Source organism: Flavobacterium sp. CG_9.1, assembly GCF_015751645.1.
GTDB classification, from domain to species: domain Bacteria; phylum Bacteroidota; class Bacteroidia; order Flavobacteriales; family Flavobacteriaceae; genus Flavobacterium; species Flavobacterium xanthum.
In genome coordinates, this window is the sequence record NZ_JADOVC010000001.1 from 67,752 (window position 1) to 89,697 (window position 21,946).

Below are 21,946 nucleotides of genomic sequence, written 5' to 3' on the forward strand. Positions count from 1 at the left end.
AGGTTTTTGAGCAACTTAACAAACAATTTGTAAATGCGGCATGAAAACCTAAGTCTAATTTCGTAAATCCCAAATGTAAACATGATAGAATATTTTTTTGCCCAATACAGATCCTATCCAACATTAGATATCATCCTAGAAATTGTAGCGGTTATTTTTGGCTTGTTGAGTGTTTGGTATGCTAAAAAAGATGATATTTTGGTTTTTCCAACGGGATTAGTGAGTACTTCCATATTCGTTTATTTGCTTTGGAAATGGGTTTTGTGGGGCGATATGATGATTAATGGGTATTATTTCGTGATGAGTATTTATGGCTGGTACCATTGGACTCGAAAAAAAGGGGACAGCGTTGCGTTTCCAATATCAAAAATTTCAAGCTCAGAAAAACGAATTGCGATAATTCTTTTTATATTTACCGTCGCCTTTGTGGTTTCGGTATATCACTATTTTGATAAATTTACCACTTGGTTTGCGTATGTAGATACATTTATTACAGGAATTTTCTTTGTAGGAATGTGGCTCATGGCAAAAAGGAAAGTCGAGAACTGGATATTTTGGATTATTGGAGACTTGATTTCAATACCTTTATATTTTGCGAAAGGCTATACTTTTACCAGTTTTCAATATATAGTATTTACCGTAGTCGCCATTTTTGGCTATTTAGAATGGAAGAAAATCTCAGACAGCTCAGCAGTAGAGCCACAAAAATAATTAAAATAGCCTTATTTGGTCCCGAAAGCACGGGCAAGACTACATTAGCCAGACAGCTTGCGGACTATTATAAAACCGGATGGGTTCCAGAGTTTGCCCGGGAATACCTGCAGGAGAAATGGGAGACAACGCAACAAGTATGTGATCGTGAGGATATGATGCCTATTGCTTATGGTCAGACTAAATTAGAAAATGAACGCGCTTTAATTGCCAATAACTATCTTTTTTGCGACACCAACTTAATGGTAACTAAGGTTTTCTCTGAAGTTTATTACAATTATTGTGATCCTTCATTAGATGAAGCGGCTTGCGAGCATCAATACGATTTATTCTTCCTTACGGATATTGATGTGCCGTGGGAAAAAGACGATTTGAGAGACAAAGCGGAGGGCAGAGAATCTGTTTTTGCAGTGTTTAAACAATCTTTACTAGACAATAATAAACCATTTATTACCCTTTCCGGTGATAAGGACTTACGACTTAAAAAAGCAATATCGATTATAGACGATTTGACTTTAGCAAGAGAATTAGGGTTTTCGTCCCTTGATTTCATTCAAATTTATGAGCATGGAATTCCAATAAAAAATATTCAAAAGCAATTGAATTTTTTTAAATATGGAATTTCCAAAGTAAATTTGGTTCGTCCCGCAACCTTGTCAAATGGAGTTTTGAAAGTGTCAGAAAAAGGTTTTAAAGAAAATGCCAGTTTCTTTGATGCACACAAATCCAACTTGAAATTAAATAAATTTGTTCCTGCATCAGGCGCTGCAAGTAGAATGTTTAAGTTTTTAACTGAATTTATCAATGATTTTGATTTTGAAAACGAATCTATAAATGCCTATATTAACCGTAAAAAAGCCAATAAACTTGCTGTTTTTATCGTAGGAATGGAAAAATTTCCTTTTTTTGATGCCATTGATAGTAAGCTTAAAGCTGAATTCGCAGGTTTTGATGTAATGGATCGAAGTCTAAAGAATTATTATTTTATAAAGATGCTTTTGTCATCCGATGCTTTTGATTTTGCTAATAAACCAAAAGGGATTCTTCCTTTTCACAAATACAAAACTCATATTGCAACTCCGGTGGAAGAGCATTTGCATGAATGTACTCATTATTCAAGTGCAATTAACTGCTCTAATTTGCATTTTACGGTTTCAGAATCACATCAACAGCATTTCGAAAGTATAATAAATAACATCAAAGCTAGAATTGAAGACCAAGCTGGTGTGGCTATAAATGTTAGTTATTCCTATCAAAACGAGAGTACTGACACGCTCGCTGTGACTATGAAAAATAAGCCTTTCAGAGATGAAAAAGGAAAACTGGTTTTTAGACCTGGAGGACACGGTGCTTTAATTGAAAATTTGAATAATCTGGATGCTGATATTGTATTTATCAAAAATATTGATAACGTTATTCAAAATAATATCGAGAAAATCTCTTTGTACAAGAAAGGGTTGGCGGGTATATTATTAGCCCTACAGCAAGAGGTGTTCCGTTATTTAAGTGCCTTGAATTCTGAAACAATTCAGATAGAATTAGTAGAGGAAATGGTTCTTTTTATAAAGGAAAAATTGTGTATTAACCTGCGTGAAGATTTTTACGAAAGTAGTTTTGAAAGTAAAGTGGACTCCCTTAAGGCGGCTTTAAATAAGCCCATACGCGTATGCGGAATGGTAAAAAATGAAGGAGAACCAGGCGGCGGGCCATTTTGGGTAAGAAATGAGCAGGATGCAATTTCATTGCAAATTGTAGAAAGTTCTCAAGTTGATTTGGAAAGAGACCATCAAAAAGGGATCCTTAATGCCGCTACTCATTTTAATCCTGTTGATTTAGTTTGCGGGATAAAAAATTATAAAAACGAAAAATTTGATCTGCCTCAATTTGTCGATCACAACAGTGGATTCATAGTGGAGAAAAACACCGCTGGCAAGAACATTAAGGCTTATGAATTGCCTGGTCTCTGGAATGGTGCAATGGCAAACTGGTTAACGGTATTTGTTGAGGTTCCCCTGATCACGTTTAATCCAGTCAAGACTGTGAATGACTTGTTGAAACCAGCGCATCAATATAAATAGATTTACTGAATCAATCCCAAAGTGTTGGGACAGCATAAATGGAAACAGAAAAAATCATATCCGAATTAAGCTATAAAGCCGTCCGCAGCAGTGGAGCGGGTGGGCAGAACGTAAATAAAGTATCCTCTAAGGTGGTATTGACTTTTGATTTACATCATTCTCAAGCGCTAAACGAAGCTGAAAAACTTTTGATTGAAACCAAATTATCCTCTAGATTAACTGCTGATCTCGTTTTAATATTGAATTGTGATGAAGACAGAAGCCAGTTTAGGAATAAAGAAATAGTCACCAAGCGATTTCTAGAACTGATAAAAACGGCATTGCAGGTTCCAAAAGTGCGCAAACCAACAAAGATTCCAAAATCGGTTATTCGAAAACGAATTAAGGATAAGAAGAGCATTTCAGAGGTTAAGAAAAACCGAAGAAAACCTGATTTTTGATTTTTGATAAAAAGTTTAAAAGTTATACTTGGAACTTTAAACAAAAGAATTATATTTGCCCCGTCTCAAAGGGGTGCTCTAAATAACGAGCTGAGATTATACCCAACGAACCTGGACAAGTAATGTTGTCAAGGGAAAAAATGACAAACTAATAGTGTGCACGCTACTTTATTTGTCATAGGAAACAATCATTTTTTAATTTAACAAAAAGAATAATTCCCCCTTTTATTCGTAATCTTTTTACGGATGAATACTATTTTCAATTTTTCGTGCCATAAAGACACAAAGGCGTCAAGTGTAGCTTTTTTAACGTCTATTCTCTTTTCTCTTTCTTCTTTTTTCGCCTTTTCACAAGTTAAAGACACTACCAAAGTAAACCAACTGGATGCAGTATTAGTTTCAGCAGTGCGTGTGACCAATAAAACACCAGTCAGTTTTAGCAATTTGGACAAAAAGGATATTAAATTCCGAAATTTAGGGCAAGACATTCCTATTTTGATGAATTATTTGCCATCTGTTGTTACCACTTCTGATGCTGGTAATGGCGTAGGATACACTGGAATTCGGGTTCGTGGTAGTGATGCAACGCGAGTAAATGTAACGATTAACGGTATTCCTTACAATGACTCCGAAAGTCATGGCACGTATTGGGTAAACATGCCTGATTTTGCTTCTTCGCTTCAAAGTTTACAATTGCAGCGTGGTGTGGGAACGTCTACCAATGGTGCGGGAGCTTTTGGTGCCAGTTTAAACATGTTGACAGATAATTTTGCCAACGAAAGTACAGGGGAAATTTCAAACTCGCTTGGAAGTTTTAACACTCGAAAACACACGGTGAAATTCAGTACTGGATTGATGAATGATCATTTTGAAATTGCAGGTCGTTTGTCTGCCATTAAATCGGACGGATTTGTGGATCGTGGTGCCTCTGATTTGAAATCCTATTTTCTGCAAGGAACGTATGTGGGCAAAACCACGTTGATAAAAGCCTTAGTTTTTGGAGGAACGGAGAAGACGTATCAATCTTGGAACGGAATAGACGGCGAAACGCTGAACAGGGATCGCACCTATAATTCAGCAGGTGCTTTCACGGATGAACAAGGCAACGCTCGTTTTTACGATAATGAAACCGATAATTACCAGCAAGATCACTCGCAATTGCATTGGAATGAGAAAATATCTGAAAATTGGAGTACTAATTTTGCGTTGCATTATACAAAAGGGAAAGGTTTTTTTGAAAATTATAAAGAAGATGCTAAATTTTCTAGTTACGGCTTGACACCAATTGTTAACAATGCAACACCAATTAATAGAACCGATTTAATTCGTCAAAAGTGGTTGGATAATGATTTCTATGGAACTACATTTTCAGCCAACTATAAGGACACAAAATTAGATGTCATTTTTGGTGGTGGCTGGAACAAGTATGAAGGCCGCCATTTTGGTAAAGTGATTTGGGCGAGATTTGCATCTCAAAGTGAGCTTGGAGACAAATATTATGATGATTATGCCATTAAAACTGATGGAAATATCTTTGCAAAAGCCAATTATCAAATCACTGATAAATTAAGTTTATTTGGAGATTTGCAATTTCGATCTGTAAATTACAAAGCTGATGGTGTTCAGGTAAATTTGGTAGATGATACCTTTAATTTTTTTAATCCAAAGACAGGATTAACGTATGATGTCAATGGGAATAACGCTTTGTATTTTTCGTATGCGAGAGCAAACAAAGAACCCAATAGAGGTGATTATGAAGGTGGTAATGTGAAGCCAGAAAAGTTGAATGACTTTGAATTGGGTTGGAGGCATGTTGCTGAGAAAGTACAATTCAATACAAATGTGTATTATATGGCGTACAAAGACCAGTTGATCTTAACCGGAAATCTGGATGATGTAGGGGCTCCAATACGTTCTAACAGCGAAAAAAGTTACCGACTAGGACTGGAAATTGATGCCACAATTGCAGTAACCGATCAATTTATTATCCGTCCAAATTTTACCTTGAGTGCTAATAAAAATACTGATTTAGCTGTTGCAGGGCAAAATTATGGAACTACTGATATTGCGTATTCACCATCCGTTATTGCAGGAAATATATTGGTTTACACACCTATTGAAAATCTTCATATCTCCTGGTTGCAAAAATTTGTAGGCGAACAATACATGAATAATATCGAATTGCCAGCGGCAAAGTTGGCCGATTATTTTGTGAATGACTTGAACATTGCCTACACTTTTAAACCTAAAACAGTCTTCAAAGAAATTGTTTTTACGGGTTTAGTGAATAACTTCTTAGACAAAAAATACGTTTCTAACGGATACATGTATGATGTTTATCCATATTATTATCCGCAAGCGGGAATTAATTTCTTATTGGGGATGACGTTGAATTTTTAGAAAAGTATTTGTTGATAATTGGAATCCAGTGTTGCAAAGCACTGGATTTTTTTTGTTTTTCTGTTTTTGTCGTGGGTATTGTTTAGACGATAAAATTTACCTAATCTTGTAATGTTAAGGAATGACGTATTTTTTTAAATAGAGATGAAGGAGGATGTTTAAGTTTTATTGGCACCCAAGGAAATACTTTTATAAATGAAAAAATTAGTATTTACCGTTCTAGCAGTGGTGGCATTTAGTGGAGTTGCAATGTTAGGAACTCAAGAAGTGAAAGAAGAGGTGACAATAGATTTTGTTGCAGATAATTGTACCGATGTTTATCACGAAACTTATAAAGAATTCCAAGATTTAGGGTTAGAGTATAATGCTGCTAAAGAAGCCTTTGCTGCCTGTAAAGAAAGTAAGGTATTAAATTAGCTTAATAACCAGTTTTTACCAGGTTAATTTTTTTTATATGAAATATTTATATTTAGTTTTATTGTTAAATGGTTTGGCGGCAATTGCTCAAAATAACGTCCGAATTACATATTCAATTACACCTACAGGAGGATCATTAGAAAAAAATCAAGATGTAGTCAAGAGTAAAGTAGCTAATTCATTTGTTGGGATAGATGATGCACTAACAAGATTGAGTTACATGTTAATAGTAAAAGATCAAAAGTCTCATTTTTATCTAGAATCAATGTTAGATTTTAATGAAAAACCGGCTAGACTAGCGAGAGCTTTTGCTGGAAATGCTGAGTTTTTTAAAGATGAACAGCAAAAAACGATCATTAAAAAAGTTGATTTTTCAGATGAAATTTTTTATGTTAAGCTAGACTCAGTAGCCCAATGGGAATTGCGAAAAGAGCAAAAGATAATTAATGGTTACACTTGTTTTAAGGCTACAAGAGAAAAACTACTTAGATTGAAGCAAAGGAATCCACTTCATATTGTTGAAGCTTGGTACTGCCCTGCAATTCCTGTAAGAAACGGTCCCAAAGAATTTGGAGATTTACCAGGGTTAATTTTGGAGTTACAAGATGATAAAATTACATATTTGGCTTCAAAAATAGAACTAAATAATAATTTGAAAGTAACATTAAAGGAAGTGAACCATAAAATAATATCCGAAAATGAATTTTACAAAATAATTAAATTAACAGATGCTAATACGGCAGCTACTGTCAAATGATTTATTTCATTTGGTTGTCTATAAAAAAAATTAGTGTTTACCGCTCTAGCAGTGGTAGCGTTTAATGGAGTTGCAATGGCAAAAACGGAGGAAGTAAAAACCAACTCATTAAATGTAGAAAAAGTAGCGGAAAAAACTTGTGAAGAAAAAGCAGTTGATATTTATGAAGGAGTTATGGGTAGTGGGTCCGACAATTTGGCGTTACTGAATGATTTAATAGGTTTATGTCATTAAAATTATAAATAACGCTTCAAGACATCTTCTTGAAGCGTTTAAATTATTAAAACTATGAAATTTTTATGTCTATGTTTAATGTTAGTAACTACAGCCTACACACAATCATCGGGTAAAGTTAAATATAAGTTTTATGTGCCTTTAAAATTGGAAGGGAATCCATCTGAAAACACGAAACAGTTTGTTATAAAAATGGTTGATTACGCTAATAAACAGGAATTTGAACTAATTTTCAATAAATTACAATCGAAATTTTTATTGATTGAGACAATGAATTATAGTTCTGATTATGAACGGAAAATAAATAATATAGCCAGAACAGCATTTACTTCACCTGACACTTATACCAATCTTACCCAAAAAAGTCAAGTTTCATTATTGAGTGACGGAACGCTAATCGAGGGTAAAATGGAGAAAAATAATTGGGAAATAACTGGTGAATCTAAATATATAGGGAATTACTTGTGTTACAAAGCAATTTTAAAGATACCATATATTAGTAGAAAAGGAGATCCCAAAGTAAGAGAGGTAATTTCTTGGTTTGCCCCAAGTTTACCTTATTCTTATGGCCCAAAAAGTGCTTTTGGTTTGCCAGGACTTGTTTTAGAGTTTACAGAGGATGAGAAAACATTTATAGCTTCAAAAATAGAATTATTTGAAAAAGAAATCCAAATAGACTTTCCAAAAGGAAAAACAGTAACAAAAGAAGAATACGATAAAAAACTCGAATCTAGCATGGGAGGCGTGTTAATAGGTAAAAAAAGAGAAATGGAGAAAGACAAACAATAAATTTGAATATAATTTTTACCTTGTTTTCAAGCTTCACTTTATGTTCAGAATGCTTTTTTTTTACAACCCTCTCCTTCTCTCAATCCCGCACTATTACCGGTGTGGTTGCTGACAATACGAATAAACCACTAGAATCGGATAATGTTATTGCAAGACACAATTATAATGAGGTAAAGTGTAAATTTGAACGAGTAAATCAGCAATTCTTGTAAAAAATATTTTGTTAATTTTTCGTTAAAAATTTAAGTAAGTTCTGTATATTCATTTTTTTTTCACTCATATTTGCCTTGGTTAACCATAAAAAAAGTATAAATTTAAACCAATTTAAAAATAAAAAAATTAGTATTTACCGCTCTAGCAGAGGTAGCGTTTAGTGGAATTGCAATGGCTAACGATTGCGTTCAGAAAAATGAAATTAATGATTTAAAAATAGAGAACATTGTTATTGATGATCCTTGCAAGGATGAACAAGATGCTGCTGTAAATGAGTGTTTGTCTAATGGTTGTAGTGAGAAGGAAGCATTTTATTTCGGAGCTGTAGCTTGGGGTAATTGTATGAAAGAATTGAGTATTCGTGCTTAAGGTAGTTTTCTGAGTAGTAAAACTAAAATTAGCTTTACGAAATTAAAGAATACGCTTTAATAAAAGCTGAATAAATAACAAAATATAAGGCTGTTTCATCAAAATTGAGGCAGCCTTAATTCTATCTATTAAAATTATGAAATTAATACAATTGTTTTTCTTTTTGATAAGCTTTAATTGTTTGAGTCAAATTAACAATGGGAAAATAGAATATGGGCTTCATATTTCTACATTTGAAGGACTTGAAAAAACAACAAGGATGAAAGTTGCTTATGTAAAAGCAATGGAGAACTCGCCATTTATAAATTTTGAATTGCTTTTTAATTCTAATGAATCTTTTTTTTCTATCAAAGATGGTTTAGGTCTTGATGACCAAGGGTATTTATATGCCAAATTATTTTCGGGATATGAGGGAGTTATTTTCCAGAATGAGGAATTTTCGTATTCTGAAATTAAAGGCGAAATAGGTAAATTTCTTATCAAAAGGAACAAGAGAAAAGATTGGACTTTAGAGAATGAAACGAAAGAAATTAATGGATTTGTTTGTTTTAAAGCAACGGCCGTAAAAACAGTGATAAATAGTGCAGGTGTTTTTCATTTTCCAATAATAGCGTGGTATTGTCCTCAAATTCCACTTTCTTACGGGCCAAATGGATATGGTGGATTGCCGGGTTTAATTTTAGAGCTTCAAGTTAGAAATATTTTATTTGGAGTAAAAAAAATTGATTTAAAACCAAACAAAAATATACTCGTGCCGCAGCGTAAAGAATTTAAAGTAGTTTCCGAAAAGGAATACGAAGACATACTTCTAAAAAAATAGATCTAAAATTTAAGTACATTCCTTAAATACGTTTTTTTTCATATTTGCCTTGGTTAAGCAAAAAGAAATTATAAATTTAAACCAATTTATAAATAAAAAAATTAGTGTTTACCGCTCTAGCAGTGGTAGCGTTTACTGGAGTTTCAATGGCAGGAACGGAGGAAGTAAAGGAAGAGGTTAAGATTGATGTTAGTAAAAACAAGAGTGTTATTGATGATAATCTGTGTGAACAAATGGCAATAAATAGTTATGAATACATAACTTCGCATTATGAAGTTGTAAACGAATCCGCACTTTTAAATTATTTAATAGGTAGATGTCATCCAGAGTATAAAGGAAAATTATCCTACACTTCTTCGTAATTTCAACTTTTTACCTAATTATTATTCATTCAATTTTTAATCTTTTTCAATAGCCTGAAATCACCATGAAATATAAAATATTAGTAATAACTTTGTTTTTTATGTCAAACATTGTTTTGTCGCAAGCAGGTAAAATACAGTATGAAGTAAAGTTAGGTATTGATTTAAAGGAAGTTGATAAAACTTATGTTGAGTTTTTTAAAGAAATTGTTGATTATGGAAATAATCAACAATTTCAATTACTATTTAATAATAAGAGCTCAAGTTTTAAATATGTCGAGAAATTGAATAATGACACTAATTTTGATAAAAACGCGGATTTAATTGCGCGAACTTTTATTAATTCATCTTCAGATGTTTATGTCGATTATATAATAAAGAAAGTTGTTTTGAAGGAACCTGATGGTACTCTAATTGAAAAGAAGTATGATCCAGCAGGATGGGAAATTACCAATGAGTCTAAAATCATTGGGACATATCTAAGTTACAAGGCAAAAAAAATAGTTTACTATACAAGTGCTAAAGGTCAAAGTAAAAATATGGACGTAATCGCGTGGTTCGCTCCTAATTTGCCTTATCCATATGGTCCAATAGATTTTTATGGTTTACCTGGACTTATTTTAGAACTGACACAAAATAAAGCCACTTTCCTAGCGACTAAAATTGATTTGGTAGAAGAAGAAATAAAAATAGACTTTCCAAAAGGCAAAACGATTACTAAAGAAGAATACGATAAAAAGCTGAAAGCACAAATGGGTATGTAAATTATTTGCTTTAAAAGCATAAATAAATAAATTTTTGATGTTCAAACTTCTATTTTTCTTCTTTTTCATAACACTCTCTTTTTATCAATCTGGTTCCGTTACAGGTGTGATTTCTAACTTTATTGTTAAGCCTTTAGAATCTGCAAATGTTATAGCTAAATCCAATTATCAGGTTATGAATGAATCAGCAATTCTTGTAAAAAATAATCTGTTTATTTTTAGTTAAAAATTGAGGTAAATTCTGGATATTCATTTTTTTTCTTTTTCATATTTGCTTTGGTTAACTAAAAAAAAGTATAAATTTAAACCAATTTAAAAATAAAAAAATTAGTGTTTACCGCTCTAGCAGTAGTGGCATTTAGTAGAGTTGCAATGGCAAAAACTGGCAAAGTAAAAGTAAGTAAAAAGATTAAAACTAAAAAAGAAGTTGTCGTCGAAACAGATTGTAATTTAGCGCGATATGTAGCATATGTGGATGCTAGAAGTGTTGGTTTTACTCATGATCAGGCAATAAGTGCTTCTTATTCTGTTTATTTTATGTGTCTGGGATTACAGGAAGCTCATATATCACAATAAAGATAAAGCTTCGATTAGAATTAGAAAAACTCAAACACACCATTTTCAATGAATTTGGTGTGTTTTTAATATAACCACAAAATGAAAATATTTCTCATTATGCTAATCTTGTCAACGACGCTTGGATATGGACAAGGTCAAAATGTTGTCATATCCTATGGATTACAAATAGAAAAAGAAAAAGGATTATTTGACAATAATGCTACGTTAAAAAGTTTGCTTGAAAAGTCAATGGTAGATGCAAAAAAACTAACGTTTCAATTAATCATAACTGAAAATGGTTCTAAATTTTACAGTGAAAAAATATTAGACAGTGATGATGCTATCACTTCACAAAGGTTCACGCTTGCAATGGCAAATTATGTTGGAATTGTATTTAGTTTGAAAGAAAAATTATTATTTCAAAAGGAAATGTTAGGAGAAAACATTTACGCAGAAGAAGCTTTGAAAAGTAATTGGATTTTAACAAGTGAGACCAAATTAATAGATAATTATTTATGCTATAAAGCGACCAATGTTTTTACGGTTCGTTATGAAACTAAAGTTTTCAACCATCCAGTAGTCGCATGGTATTGTCCAGCATTACCGTATCCTTATGGGCCTGTAGGTTATGGAAATTTGCCAGGATTAATTTTAGAACTTCAGGTAAGAAATGCGGTCTTTGGAGCTAAAAGTATTCAGCTAAATAGTAATCTTACTTTTGATATTAAATCGTTAGAGAAATTGAAAATATTAAATGAGAAGCAGTTAGAAGAAGCCTATAATAAGCTAAATGGATTTTAAAAATCTTTTTTTGAATAGTATTAGTCTGAAATCAAAACAAACTATTTTTTTAGTAAAGTTTCTAATGGGTAATTAAAACAGTTATAATCTTTTCTCAAAATTATTGGATGAATACCTTTAAATATCTATTATTACTTTTTTCTTTTTTTTCGTTCTCTCAAACAAAAAGTCTTGTGGGAGTAGTTTCTGACGATACTAATAAACCATTAGAATCTGTAAATGTCATTCCTAAACACAATTATCAGGTTACGCGTAAATCAGCAATTCTTGTAAAAAATATTGTGTTAATTGTTCGTTAAAGATTTAAGTAAGTTCTGTATATCCATTTTTTTTTCACTCATATTTGCTTTATTTAACCAGAAAAAAAGTATAAATTTAAACCAATTTAAAAAATGAAAAAATTAGTGTTTACCGCTCTAGCAGTGGTAGCGTTTACTGGAGTTTCAATGGCAGGAACGGAGGAAGTAAAGGAAGAGGTTAAGATTGATGTTAGTAAAAACAAGAGTGTTATTGATGATAATCTGTGTGAACAAATGGCAATAAATAGTTATGAATACATAACTTCGCATTATGAAGTTGTAAACGAATCCGCACTTTTAAATTATTTAATAGGTAGATGTCATCCAGAGTATAAAGGAAAATTATCCTACACTTCTTCGTAATTTCAACTTTTTACCTAATTATTATTCATTCAATTTTTAATCTTTTTCAATAGCCTGAAATCACCATGAAATATAAAATATTAGTAATAACTTTGTTTTTTATGTCAAACATTGTTTTGTCGCAAGCAGGTAAAATACAGTATGAAGTAAAGTTAGGTATTGATTTAAAGGAAGTTGATAAAACTTATGTTGAGTTTTTTAAAGAAATTGTTGATTATGGAAATAATCAACAATTTCAATTACTATTTAATAATAAGAGCTCAAGTTTTAAATATGTCGAGAAATTGAATAATGACACTAATTTTGATAAAAACGCGGATTTAATTGCGCGAACTTTTATTAATTCATCTTCAGATGTTTATGTCGATTATATAATAAAGAAAGTTGTTTTGAAGGAACCTGATGGTACTCTAATTGAAAAGAAGTATGATCCAGCAGGATGGGAAATTACCAATGAGTCTAAAATCATTGGGACATATCTAAGTTACAAGGCAAAAAAAATAGTTTACTATACAAGTGCTAAAGGTCAAAGTAAAAATATGGACGTAATCGCGTGGTTCGCTCCTAATTTGCCTTATCCATATGGTCCAATAGATTTTTATGGTTTACCTGGACTTATTTTAGAACTGACACAAAATAAAGCCACTTTCCTAGCGACTAAAATTGATTTGGTAGAAGAAGAAATAAAAATAGACTTTCCAAAAGGCAAAACGATTACCAAAGAAGAATACGATAAAAAACTCGAATCTAGCATGGGAGGCGTGTTAATAGGTAAAAAAAGAGAAATGGAGAAAGACAAACAATAAAATTGAATATAATTTTTACCTTGTTTTCAAGCTTCAATTTATGTTCAGAATGCTTTTTTTTTACAACGGTCTCTTTCTCCCAATCCCGAACTATTACCGGCGTGGTTTCTGACGATAATAATAAACCACTAAAATCTGCAAATCTCATCGCTAAATCCAATCATCAAGTTACGAATGAATCAGCAATTCTTGTAAAAAATAATTTGTTAATTTTTAGTTAAAAATCTAAGTAAATTCTGGATATTCATTTTTTTTTTTTTTCATATTTGCGTTGGTTAACCAGAAAAAAGTATAAATTTAAACCAATTTAAAAATGAAGAAATTAGTATTTACCGCTCTAGCAGTGGTTGCGTTTAGTGCAACAAGTTTTGCAGAAACTCGAGAAGTTAAAGTAGATAAAATTTTGTTTACTGATTGTGAAAATTGGGCAATGGACCAAATGGCACTTTATGATCCAGGGGACCAATTGCCACCTGAAGAGGCTCACGATAATTACAGATCATTGGTAGAGGAATGTGATAGAAACACATAGTAATAAAAATTTAAAATAGCAGCTGTGGATTTAAACAAAATCATTTAACAGCTGCTGTTTTTTTTAATATAAGTTTAATTATGATAAGTAAAATTGCGTTTTTTTGTTTATATATGTTCTCGTTTTATAGTGGATATTCGCAAAAATTATCAGGAACAGTTGTTTTCAAAGTCGTTTCTGCTAGTGTTTACGATGACCGTGAAAACGATGAAAGAGGAAAAAAAATGGTGGAAGGAAGACTGGCTAGTCTTGCTAAGCAAACATTTTTATTAGAATTTACTGCTTCAAAATCGAAATTCGTTCGTAATAACAGCTTGTCTATTAATGACGATAAAGGAGAACAACTTTATGATAAAATGACTACGAGTTACTATTCAAGTTCTTATGATTATTATTTGGATAGTAGTGCAGGCGTAGGGATGTTTAAATATAGTAGAGACGGTACACTTATTACACAACAGGTAAAAGAAAAAGAATGGGATATATCTACTGAAAGTAAAAAAATAGGGGACTACTTATGTTATAAAGCGGTATATATTAAAAAATATATGGGAAGAGATGGTAATATGAAAACATTGCCCATTACGGCGTGGTTTGTTCCTAGTTTACCTTACAGGTATGGTCCCAAACAGTATTATGGTTTACCTGGATTGATTTTGGAATTACATGAATTATTTGGTGTATTCTTGGCGACTGACATAAAAATTGGTGACGATAAAAATATCACGATAGAGTTCCCTAAAGGTAAAACGATAAGTGAGGAGGAGTACAATGCGAGACAAGCAGCATTTGTAATTAAAAGTAAATAAATGCGCAGAATCCTATTTTTTTTATTTTTCACGACGCTCTCTTTCTCTCAAACTCGCACCATAATAGGAGTAGTTTCTGACGTTAGCAATATTCCACTTGAATCTGCAAATGTAATCGCTAAACCTTTACAAGATAAAGCGAGCCTTAAGTTTGCTATTGCTGATAACAAAGGGCGCTACCGCTTAGAACTCGAAAAGGAAGTCAAATATGAAATCACTGTTTCGTACATTGGTTTTGTAGAGGAAATATTTATTCTTGAGGCTGATGCAGCTATTGCCACGCATGATTTTAAACTGAAACCTACTGGAGAACAACTCAAGGAAATTGTAATTAAGCACGAGTTCAAACCTATTGTGATCAAAAAAGACACCATGACATTTGACGTGAAAAGTTTTGCTAATGGCAATGAACGCAAAATGAAAGAAATCCTCGAAAAACTCCCTGGTGTTGAGGTCGATAAAAACGGAGGTGTAACCGTGCAAGGCAAAAAAGTGACCAAAATGCTCGTAGAAGGCAAATCCTTTTTTGGTGGTGGCTCTAAATTGGCTGTAGAAAATATTCCTGCGGATGCATTAGATAAAATTGAAGTCATTGACCACTTCAACGAAGTAGGATTTATGAAACAGGTTTCGGATAGCGATGAACTGGCAATAAACGTAAAACTAAAAGCCGATAAAAAGAAATTTGTTTTTGGTGATGTCGAAGCCGGTGCCGAAGTGGGGAATGCGGACAATGGTTTTTATCTAGGACATGCCGCTTTGTTTTATTACAGTCCAAAATCGAATGTGAGTTTCATAGGCGACTTGAATAACATTGGCAAACGAACCTTTACTTTTGATGATTTGATGCGTTTTGGTGGCGGCATGAGTACGTTTCTTTCTGGTCGAAAATCATTGACTAATTTGTATTCTTTTGCTAATGACAATCAAGATGTGGTTCAGAATACCTCACAATTTGGCGCGGTCAATTTTAGTCACGATACTTCTTCTAAGCTTTCTATATCTGGTTTTTCTATTTTTTCAAAGGTATTGACGGCTTCTCAAACCGAAAGTAGGAATGAATACTTGCAAAATACCGCTTTTGCTTTTGAGAATAAATTACAAAATTGCGATAACCGCTCCGTGCTTGGAATTGGTAATATAAAACTAGATTATTCGCCAAACGCGAAAGAGAAATGGTATTACAACGGACAATACCAGTCGAGCACGAATGCGATGTCGAACACTATCAACTCAATTACCAATCTAAATTCCAGTGTTTTTGAAACCATCAACAAAGCTGATAATACTGCGATAAAACAATACGTCGAGTGGCACAAAAGCTATAGTTTAGCACATACCACCACATTAGTAGTCAACCAAGCGTATGATTACAACACCCCACAAACCAATTGGTTTACGGATCAGCCGTTTTTAGATGGCTTAATTCCGTTGCAAGATGATACCTCCTACCGTATAGAGCAAATTAAAAAGGTAAAAACCAATAGTGTAGACGCGTTGTTCAAGCATTATTGGATTATCGATAATTTCAATCATTTGTATACTAATGTAGGAAACAATTACGGGGCTTCTCGTTTTGAAACTTCGGAGAAACAGCTACTGACAAATGGAACAATCAATGATTTTGCTTTGAACGGTTTTGGGAATGCTGTAAAATACCAGTTGAACGATGCCTACGTTGGACTTGAATACAAATTCAGAATAGGAAAATGGACCAATAAACCGGGATTGTATTTGCATTGGTATCATTTAATTACACAACAAAATTCAGGAAATCAGTCGCTTGCTAAAACGCTTTTTCAACCGCAATGGAACAGTGAGTATGAGTTTAACAAATCAGAAACCTTAAATTTTACTTACAAATTAGAAAATGGTTTTCCGCAAGTATCGCAATTGGCGGATCAATTTACGCTGCAAAATTACAATTTAGTTTACAAAGGAAATGCGTTGTTACAAAACGAGCGCTACCATTCCGCAAACCTGCGCTATTCAAAAATGAATTTATACCGTGGCGTTACTTGGAACGCAATGGCTAGTGTAAACAAAAAAGTACAAACAATTCGGGACGAAATTCAGCTGGATGGCATTAACCAGTTCAACACGCCTATTTTGAGCGACAATCCAGAAACGAATTACAATGTAAATGGCGCGTTTACAAAAAAAATATACCGTTTTAGTTTGCGATTCAATACCAGTTTAAGTTGGTTCAACTATTTTCAAACCATCAATACTATTGAAACTTCGAATAACAGAAACAATCAGAGAATGGGAGTTGTATTAAAAACAGCTTATAAAAAATGGCCAGGCTTTAGTGTTGGGTACAACAAAGGTTTTAGTCAGTTTTCAGGTATAACCAGATCTAATTTTCAAACCGATGCCATTACCTCTGATTTTGATATCAATATTGCTAAGTTCTGGACCTACAAAATCAGCTACGAAAATCTCAAAAACACAAACAACAACAATCAAAGTAACTTTTATGATATTGCTAATACTTCATTGCGCTATCAAAAGAAGAATAGCCCTTTTGGTTTTGAAGTAATAGTCAACAACCTCTTTGACAATAAAGTCAAAAACGATTATTCATTCTCGGATTACTTAATCAGCGAGCGCACTACTTTCGTATTGCCAAGGGTGTTTTTGTTTTCGGTAAGTTATAAGTTGTGATAAATTTAAACACATTAAAGCAAGATAGTTATGAAGCTAAATATAAAATTAAACCTGTTAATTTTTTGTTAATTAAATAAGTAAATTCTTAAATCGGATTTTCTTTTTTTGATCTTTATGGAGGCTAACCATAGCACTATTTAAAAATTTTAAACTAACAGTAAAAATGACAAACTTCAAACTTATCCTCATCATCGTTTTGTTTTTTATTGGCTTCACTGGTCACTCCCAAATAGCAGTGAGCGGGTTTTCAAATTATGCGGTGGGATTTAATACTAATAAAAACAGGGATGTTAGTGCGGAGCTGAAAGTGTTTACTAATTATTATTTTGCAGAAATGCCTATTGAAGCTAATGTATTTTATAATTTTGAAACCAAAGAGTACCACCGTTTTTCGGTTGGATTGGGAGTTAATTTAAGTCCATTTAGAGGTTTTGATGAAATAAATAGTTTTGTGCTTCCTGCGACTCTGGAGATTTTTCCAATTAAAAATTTAAAAAAAATAGCACTACTTTTAGAACTAACACCGGTATTTAGAATTGAGGATAATGCAGTCCTCAGAGGTCTTATTGGGATTCGGTATACTTTTGACAAAAAATAATGTTATTAACAGTAAAAATAAGTTTGATTTAAAAATAGTGAAACAAAAAGCCACGGCGGAGGAAGTAGCCTGACAAAAAAAGTAAATACGGCCATTGCTGTTGTAAGGCGTATCCCTTTTTTTGCTGTCACGCCCATAAAATCAATTATAAACGCGCAACACATCTCCATTTACTTGAACCCGATATTGCTTTAAAGGATATTGTAATGGTCCCTGGCCAGAAAATAAACTGTATTCTATGTTGTCACAGCCACAAATAGCATTGATGCCTTTGATAGTCATAGTGGAGCAAGAACTTAAAGCTTGATTGGGACATGCAGCGTCAAATGCATTATAGCCGCTTCCTGTATTAAAAATAATAACGCCTCGTACTCCAAGCGCAGGAATAACAACGGAGTTACTTACAAACTTTAAATTGGAATAAGAAGGCAACTTCATATTGATATCCATAGTAAAACTATAATTAGGCAGATATGGATTGGTATTGTTAAAACCAGAATCACTACACGAAAAAAGTAAAGGAAGAATTAATAAAAAGAAGGAATATTTTTTCATTTTAAAATAGTGTCAAAGTATTAGTGAAACAAATTTAATTTATTTAACTTTGAATTATATATGATTAACATATATTTAAAGACGAAAAAAAAATAATAGTATCTTTGTGGAAAGAAATCCCGTCCTGATGGGATTTTTTCTATTTATATAAATGAGGAAGTTATGAGTACAGTATCGTATTACACCGCAGAAGGATTGAAGAAGTTAAGAGAAGAATTGGATTATTTAAAAAGCGTAATGCGTCCAAAAGCATCTGCAGATATAGCCGAAGCAAGAGACAAAGGCGATCTTTCTGAGAACGCCGAGTACGATGCTGCCAAGGAAGCACAAGGAATGCTAGAGATGCGTATCGCTAAACTAGAAGAAGTACATTCTAACGCTAGATTAATTGATGAAACACATCTGGATGTTTCTAAAGTGTTGGTTTTGTCCAATGTCAAAATCAAAAACCAGACCAATGGAATGGAAATGAAATACACGTTGGTAGCTGAAAGTGAAGCCGATTTAAAAACTGGAAAAATATCTGTTACTTCGCCAATTGGTAAAGGATTATTAGGAAAATCAGTAGGTGAATTTGCAGAGATAACAGTCCCAAATGGGGTTTTAAAATTCGAAATTTTAGAAATCACAAGAGATTAATTTTTTTAAGTCTATCTGGTTACTTCTTTAATATTTTAAACAATAAACCACAGTAACAAAGCAGCTATGTCAATATTTACTAAAATAGTTAACGGAGAAATCCCGTGTTATAAAATTGCAGAGGACGAAAACTTCTTAGCCTTTTTGGATGTAAATCCAAATGCAAAAGGACACACACTTTGTATTCCCAAACAAGAAATCAATAAGATTTTTGAGATGGAAGAGGACTTGTATATCGGTCTAATGCAGTTTTCTAAAAAAATTGCGGTAGCACTGGAGAAAACAGTTCCATGCAAACGAATTGGTATGGCAGTTGTTGGCCTTGAAGTGCCACATGCACACGTTCACTTGATTCCGCTGAATGAAATGGATGAAATGCGTTTTCAAAATAAAGTGTCCATGTCAAAAGATGAATTTGAAGCATTAGCAATAAATATCCAATCGAATTTATAAAAGTTGGACAAATAAAATAAATTGGTATGGTTTTCGTTTAAAAGGGAATAGGTGAAAACCTATTCCCTTTTACTTTGAGTCCCTGCTACAATATGAAAAATAATTTTATACTTTTTGCGCTTTTTATTACACTTTTAAGTTTTGGTCAAGGCAGTACAGGAAATAGTCTAGTCGACGCTAAAATGAACTCTATTCCTTCCAATCAGACTACTTCTACAACAGCAATTGCCGCATATATCAATGCTAATTTTAAAACAGAGGCTGATAAAATGCGAGCTGCTTTTTTCTGGACTGCATCAAATATTAGATATGATGTAGCTAATAGATATGCCGTTAATTTTAGTGAAACAGCGCAAGATAAAATTACTAGAACTTTAAAAACAAGAAAAGGAGTTTGCAGTCATTATGCTGCCGTTTTAAAGGAACTGTCTGATAAAATTGGAATTGAGTCCTATATTATTCAAGGTTATAATAAGCAAAATGGTACAATAGGAAAATTAGCGCACGCTTGGACTGCTGCAAAAGTAGACAATAAATGGTATTTGTTTGATCCAACTTGGGGATCCGGATACGTTCATAATGGGCAATTTATTAAAAAACTAAATAATGTTTATTTTAAGGCGGACCCAGCTAAAATAATTGCCTCGCATATTCCATTTGATTATTTGTGGCAATTCCTGCACTATCCCATAACTAATAGTGAATTTTACGAAGGAAAAGTCCAAATGAATACATCCAAAAAATACTTTAATTTTGAACGAGAAATCAGCAAATACAATGCACTGTCTGAAGCAGATCAGTTGTATGCCTCAGCAGAAAGAATAGAAAAAAACGGATTAAAAAACGCTTTGGTGCTAGAACGTTTTGAGTTCAAAAAGAAAAAATTAGAGTATTTGCGAAGAAATACCAACATCGAGAAATTAAACGTTATTGTAAACGAAATGAACCTTGCAGTTGTCATGCTGAATGATTTTGTTCATTACCGAAACAATCAGTTCAAGCCTACTTTTTCAGACGATGAAATTAGCAATATGATCCAGACTCCACAGGAAAAACTAGCTAAATGCCAAGACGCAATTTATGCAGTGGGTGCTGTGGGAAGTGAGAATTCAGCTAATGTGGCTTCAATCAAAAAATCCCTGAGTAAAGCTTTGGCGCAAGCCAATGAACATGCTTCATTTGTGCAAAACTATTTGAGCAAGTCTAAAATCAGTAGAAAAACAATGTTTTTTAGAATCACTCAGAGTAGAGTTTCTTCAAATTAGAGGGCTTTTTTTAAACTCACTTGCATCGTCGTTCCTTTTCCCATTTCGGAATGTAAGACTTTGATGCTTCCTTTGTGGTATTCTTCCACGATTCTTTTGGTCAATGAAAGGCCTAATCCCCAACCTCTTTTTTTGGTTGTAAAACCAGGTTCGAAAATACTTTTGAATTGATTTTTCTGAATTCCACCGCCGGTATCTGATACATTTATTTTTACATAATCTCCTTCTTGTTCAATTTCTAAGGCTAGTTTTCCTTTGCCTTTCATCGCATCTATGGCGTTTTTTACTAAGTTTTCGATGGTCCAACTGTGTAGAGTGGGGTTCAAGGAAACCATAATAGGCGATTGTGGCGCTTTAAATGAAAACTCAATTTGCTTGGAAAATCGGGATTGCAAATAGTCGTACGATTGTTGTGTTTCGGCTACGATATCTTTGTTTTCTAATTTGGGTTCGGAACCAATTTTCGAGAAACGGTCGGTTATGGTTTGCAAACGCTCAATGTCTTTTTCAATTTCGAATGTGGTACTTTCGTCTACATTTTCAGATTTCAAGAGTTCGACCCAGCCAATCAAGGAAGAGAGCGGCGTTCCTATCTGGTGTGCGGTTTCTTTGGCCATTCCGGCCCAAAGTTTATTTTGCGTTGCCATTTTGGTACTCCTATAAAAGTTATAAACCAAACTTCCAAATAAAACAATAATAAGTACTAAGGCAACAGGATAATACTTTAATTTATTCAGTAAAGCAGAATTACCATAATATAAATTTTGAAATTTTCCAGGGACATATTCAATTACAATGGGCTCATTTTCATTTTTTAAGTCTCGTAAAAAAGCGATTGCTTTTTGCTTGTTTTCTACAACGGACTCATCAATATTAACGGTATTTATGATGCTGTCATTTTCAGTAAGTATAATGGGAATCGAAGTATTGTTGCTGAAAATCTGAAGTGGAAGTTCGACTTCTGTATTTTCGCCCGCGTTAATCAGTGTTTTTTGGGCTTGTGCCCAAAGGTTCATTTTTAAGCGTTCTTCATTTTTAAAAATTTGAAAAAAAGTGTAAGTGTTCCAAAGAATTAAGGAAATTATAAAAAAAGAGGCAAAAATGATAATCCAACGGGTTGTATTTCTTCTTTCAGAAAACTGCATAAATGAAAATTTGAATGATAAATATAACGAAATAAAAGCTTTTGTATTTTAGTTTCAATCAAAGAATTTATTTTTGAAATATCTAAAACCTAATTTCAT

At 33.0% G+C, this 21,946-nt stretch carries 26 protein-coding genes; 24 read left to right on the forward strand and 2 right to left on the reverse strand.

Features of this window, described 5'->3' with window-relative positions:
* Nucleotides 1-81 precede the first annotated feature (81 nt).
* The 21 genes from pnuC (at nt 82) to IWX83_RS00430 (ending at nt 17,790) form a co-directional block, all read left to right on the forward strand.
* Entirely contained in the window at nt 82-711 is a 630-nt protein-coding gene (pnuC, locus tag IWX83_RS00330) for a nicotinamide riboside transporter PnuC (protein ID WP_066080646.1), read from the forward strand.
* Nucleotides 666-2,789 carry a DUF4301 family protein gene (locus IWX83_RS00335; protein WP_196826875.1) on the forward strand — a complete coding sequence of 708 codons (2,124 nt, stop codon included), beginning with the start codon at nt 666-668 and terminating at the stop codon, nt 2,787-2,789. Before pnuC ends, IWX83_RS00335 begins: the two co-directional genes overlap by 46 nt.
* Nucleotides 2,790-2,827: 38 nt before the next feature.
* The gene (arfB, locus tag IWX83_RS00340; RefSeq protein WP_196826877.1) at nt 2,828-3,229 is read left to right on the forward strand and encodes an alternative ribosome rescue aminoacyl-tRNA hydrolase ArfB; all 402 of its coding nucleotides are present in this window, start codon (nt 2,828-2,830) and stop codon (nt 3,227-3,229) included.
* A 246-nt stretch (nt 3,230-3,475) separates the two neighbouring features.
* A complete protein-coding gene (locus tag IWX83_RS00345) occupies nt 3,476-5,629 on the forward strand; it encodes a TonB-dependent receptor (RefSeq protein ID WP_196826879.1) in 2,154 nt (717 codons plus the stop codon).
* A 195-nt stretch (nt 5,630-5,824) separates the two neighbouring features.
* On the forward strand, nt 5,825-6,046 hold the full coding sequence (locus IWX83_RS00350) for a hypothetical protein (protein ID WP_066080631.1): 222 nt from the start codon (nt 5,825-5,827) through the stop codon (nt 6,044-6,046).
* A 37-nt stretch (nt 6,047-6,083) separates the two neighbouring features.
* The gene (locus IWX83_RS00355; RefSeq protein WP_196826881.1) at nt 6,084-6,803 is read left to right on the forward strand and encodes a GLPGLI family protein; all 720 of its coding nucleotides are present in this window, start codon (nt 6,084-6,086) and stop codon (nt 6,801-6,803) included.
* A 33-nt stretch (nt 6,804-6,836) separates the two neighbouring features.
* Entirely contained in the window at nt 6,837-7,037 is a 201-nt protein-coding gene (locus tag IWX83_RS00360) for a hypothetical protein (protein ID WP_066080623.1), read from the forward strand.
* A 54-nt stretch (nt 7,038-7,091) separates the two neighbouring features.
* A complete protein-coding gene (locus IWX83_RS00365; protein WP_196826883.1) occupies nt 7,092-7,826 on the forward strand; it encodes a GLPGLI family protein in 735 nt (244 codons plus the stop codon).
* 384 nt (nt 7,827-8,210) lie between these two features.
* Nucleotides 8,211-8,408 (forward strand): hypothetical protein, encoded by a 198-nt coding sequence (locus IWX83_RS00370; RefSeq protein ID WP_066080618.1) that lies wholly within the window; start codon nt 8,211-8,213, stop codon nt 8,406-8,408.
* A 136-nt stretch (nt 8,409-8,544) separates the two neighbouring features.
* The gene (locus IWX83_RS00375; protein WP_196826885.1) at nt 8,545-9,228 is read left to right on the forward strand and encodes a GLPGLI family protein; all 684 of its coding nucleotides are present in this window, start codon (nt 8,545-8,547) and stop codon (nt 9,226-9,228) included.
* A gap of 104 nt (nt 9,229-9,332) precedes the next feature.
* A complete protein-coding gene (locus IWX83_RS00380) occupies nt 9,333-9,590 on the forward strand; it encodes a hypothetical protein (RefSeq protein ID WP_196826887.1) in 258 nt (85 codons plus the stop codon).
* Nucleotides 9,591-9,655: 65 nt separating this feature from the next.
* Nucleotides 9,656-10,354 (forward strand): GLPGLI family protein, encoded by a 699-nt coding sequence (locus IWX83_RS00385; protein ID WP_255546014.1) that lies wholly within the window; start codon nt 9,656-9,658, stop codon nt 10,352-10,354.
* Between the two features lie 330 nt (nt 10,355-10,684).
* Complete coding sequence (locus IWX83_RS00390; RefSeq protein WP_066080603.1) at nt 10,685-10,930, forward strand: hypothetical protein; 246 nt, start codon at nt 10,685-10,687, stop codon at nt 10,928-10,930.
* Between the two features lie 81 nt (nt 10,931-11,011).
* A complete protein-coding gene (locus IWX83_RS00395) occupies nt 11,012-11,713 on the forward strand; it encodes a GLPGLI family protein (protein ID WP_196826891.1) in 702 nt (233 codons plus the stop codon).
* Between the two features lie 107 nt (nt 11,714-11,820).
* Nucleotides 11,821-12,012 (forward strand): hypothetical protein, encoded by a 192-nt coding sequence (locus tag IWX83_RS00400; RefSeq protein WP_196826893.1) that lies wholly within the window; start codon nt 11,821-11,823, stop codon nt 12,010-12,012.
* Nucleotides 12,013-12,105: 93 nt separating this feature from the next.
* Nucleotides 12,106-12,375, forward strand: coding sequence for a hypothetical protein (locus IWX83_RS00405; RefSeq protein ID WP_196826895.1), 270 nt, complete (start codon nt 12,106-12,108; stop codon nt 12,373-12,375).
* Nucleotides 12,376-12,440: 65 nt separating this feature from the next.
* Nucleotides 12,441-13,181: a GLPGLI family protein gene (locus IWX83_RS00410; RefSeq protein ID WP_255546015.1), complete on the forward strand. Its 741-nt coding sequence runs from the start codon at nt 12,441-12,443 to the stop codon at nt 13,179-13,181.
* 313 nt (nt 13,182-13,494) lie between these two features.
* Nucleotides 13,495-13,713, forward strand: coding sequence for a hypothetical protein (locus IWX83_RS00415; RefSeq protein ID WP_073352483.1), 219 nt, complete (start codon nt 13,495-13,497; stop codon nt 13,711-13,713).
* 80 nt (nt 13,714-13,793) lie between these two features.
* Nucleotides 13,794-14,522 (forward strand): GLPGLI family protein, encoded by a 729-nt coding sequence (locus tag IWX83_RS00420; protein ID WP_255546016.1) that lies wholly within the window; start codon nt 13,794-13,796, stop codon nt 14,520-14,522.
* Nucleotides 14,523-17,189 carry a TonB-dependent receptor gene (locus IWX83_RS00425; protein ID WP_196826901.1) on the forward strand — a complete coding sequence of 889 codons (2,667 nt, stop codon included), beginning with the start codon at nt 14,523-14,525 and terminating at the stop codon, nt 17,187-17,189.
* A 166-nt stretch (nt 17,190-17,355) separates the two neighbouring features.
* A complete protein-coding gene (locus IWX83_RS00430; RefSeq protein WP_196826903.1) occupies nt 17,356-17,790 on the forward strand; it encodes a hypothetical protein in 435 nt (144 codons plus the stop codon).
* 141 nt (nt 17,791-17,931) lie between these two features.
* Here the strand turns inward: IWX83_RS00430 and IWX83_RS00435 are convergent, their stop codons facing one another.
* Nucleotides 17,932-18,345, reverse strand: a complete 414-nt coding sequence (locus IWX83_RS00435; RefSeq protein ID WP_196826905.1) for a hypothetical protein — start codon at nt 18,343-18,345, stop codon at nt 17,932-17,934.
* Between the two features lie 162 nt (nt 18,346-18,507).
* Here IWX83_RS00435 and greA point away from each other — a divergent pair, with 162 nt between their 5' ends.
* The 3 genes from greA (at nt 18,508) to IWX83_RS00450 (ending at nt 20,702) form a co-directional block, all read left to right on the forward strand.
* On the forward strand, nt 18,508-18,984 hold the full coding sequence (gene greA, locus IWX83_RS00440) for a transcription elongation factor GreA (protein ID WP_073352474.1): 477 nt from the start codon (nt 18,508-18,510) through the stop codon (nt 18,982-18,984).
* A gap of 66 nt (nt 18,985-19,050) precedes the next feature.
* Nucleotides 19,051-19,437, forward strand: a complete 387-nt coding sequence (locus IWX83_RS00445; RefSeq protein WP_073352471.1) for an HIT family protein — start codon at nt 19,051-19,053, stop codon at nt 19,435-19,437.
* A gap of 92 nt (nt 19,438-19,529) precedes the next feature.
* Nucleotides 19,530-20,702 (forward strand): transglutaminase domain-containing protein, encoded by a 1,173-nt coding sequence (locus IWX83_RS00450; protein WP_073352470.1) that lies wholly within the window; start codon nt 19,530-19,532, stop codon nt 20,700-20,702.
* Here the strand turns inward: IWX83_RS00450 and IWX83_RS00455 are convergent.
* Complete coding sequence (locus IWX83_RS00455) at nt 20,699-21,847, reverse strand: HAMP domain-containing sensor histidine kinase (RefSeq protein WP_196826907.1); 1,149 nt, start codon at nt 21,845-21,847, stop codon at nt 20,699-20,701. The genes IWX83_RS00450 and IWX83_RS00455 overlap by 4 nt on opposite strands.
* Between the last annotated feature and the right edge of the window lie 99 nt (nt 21,848-21,946).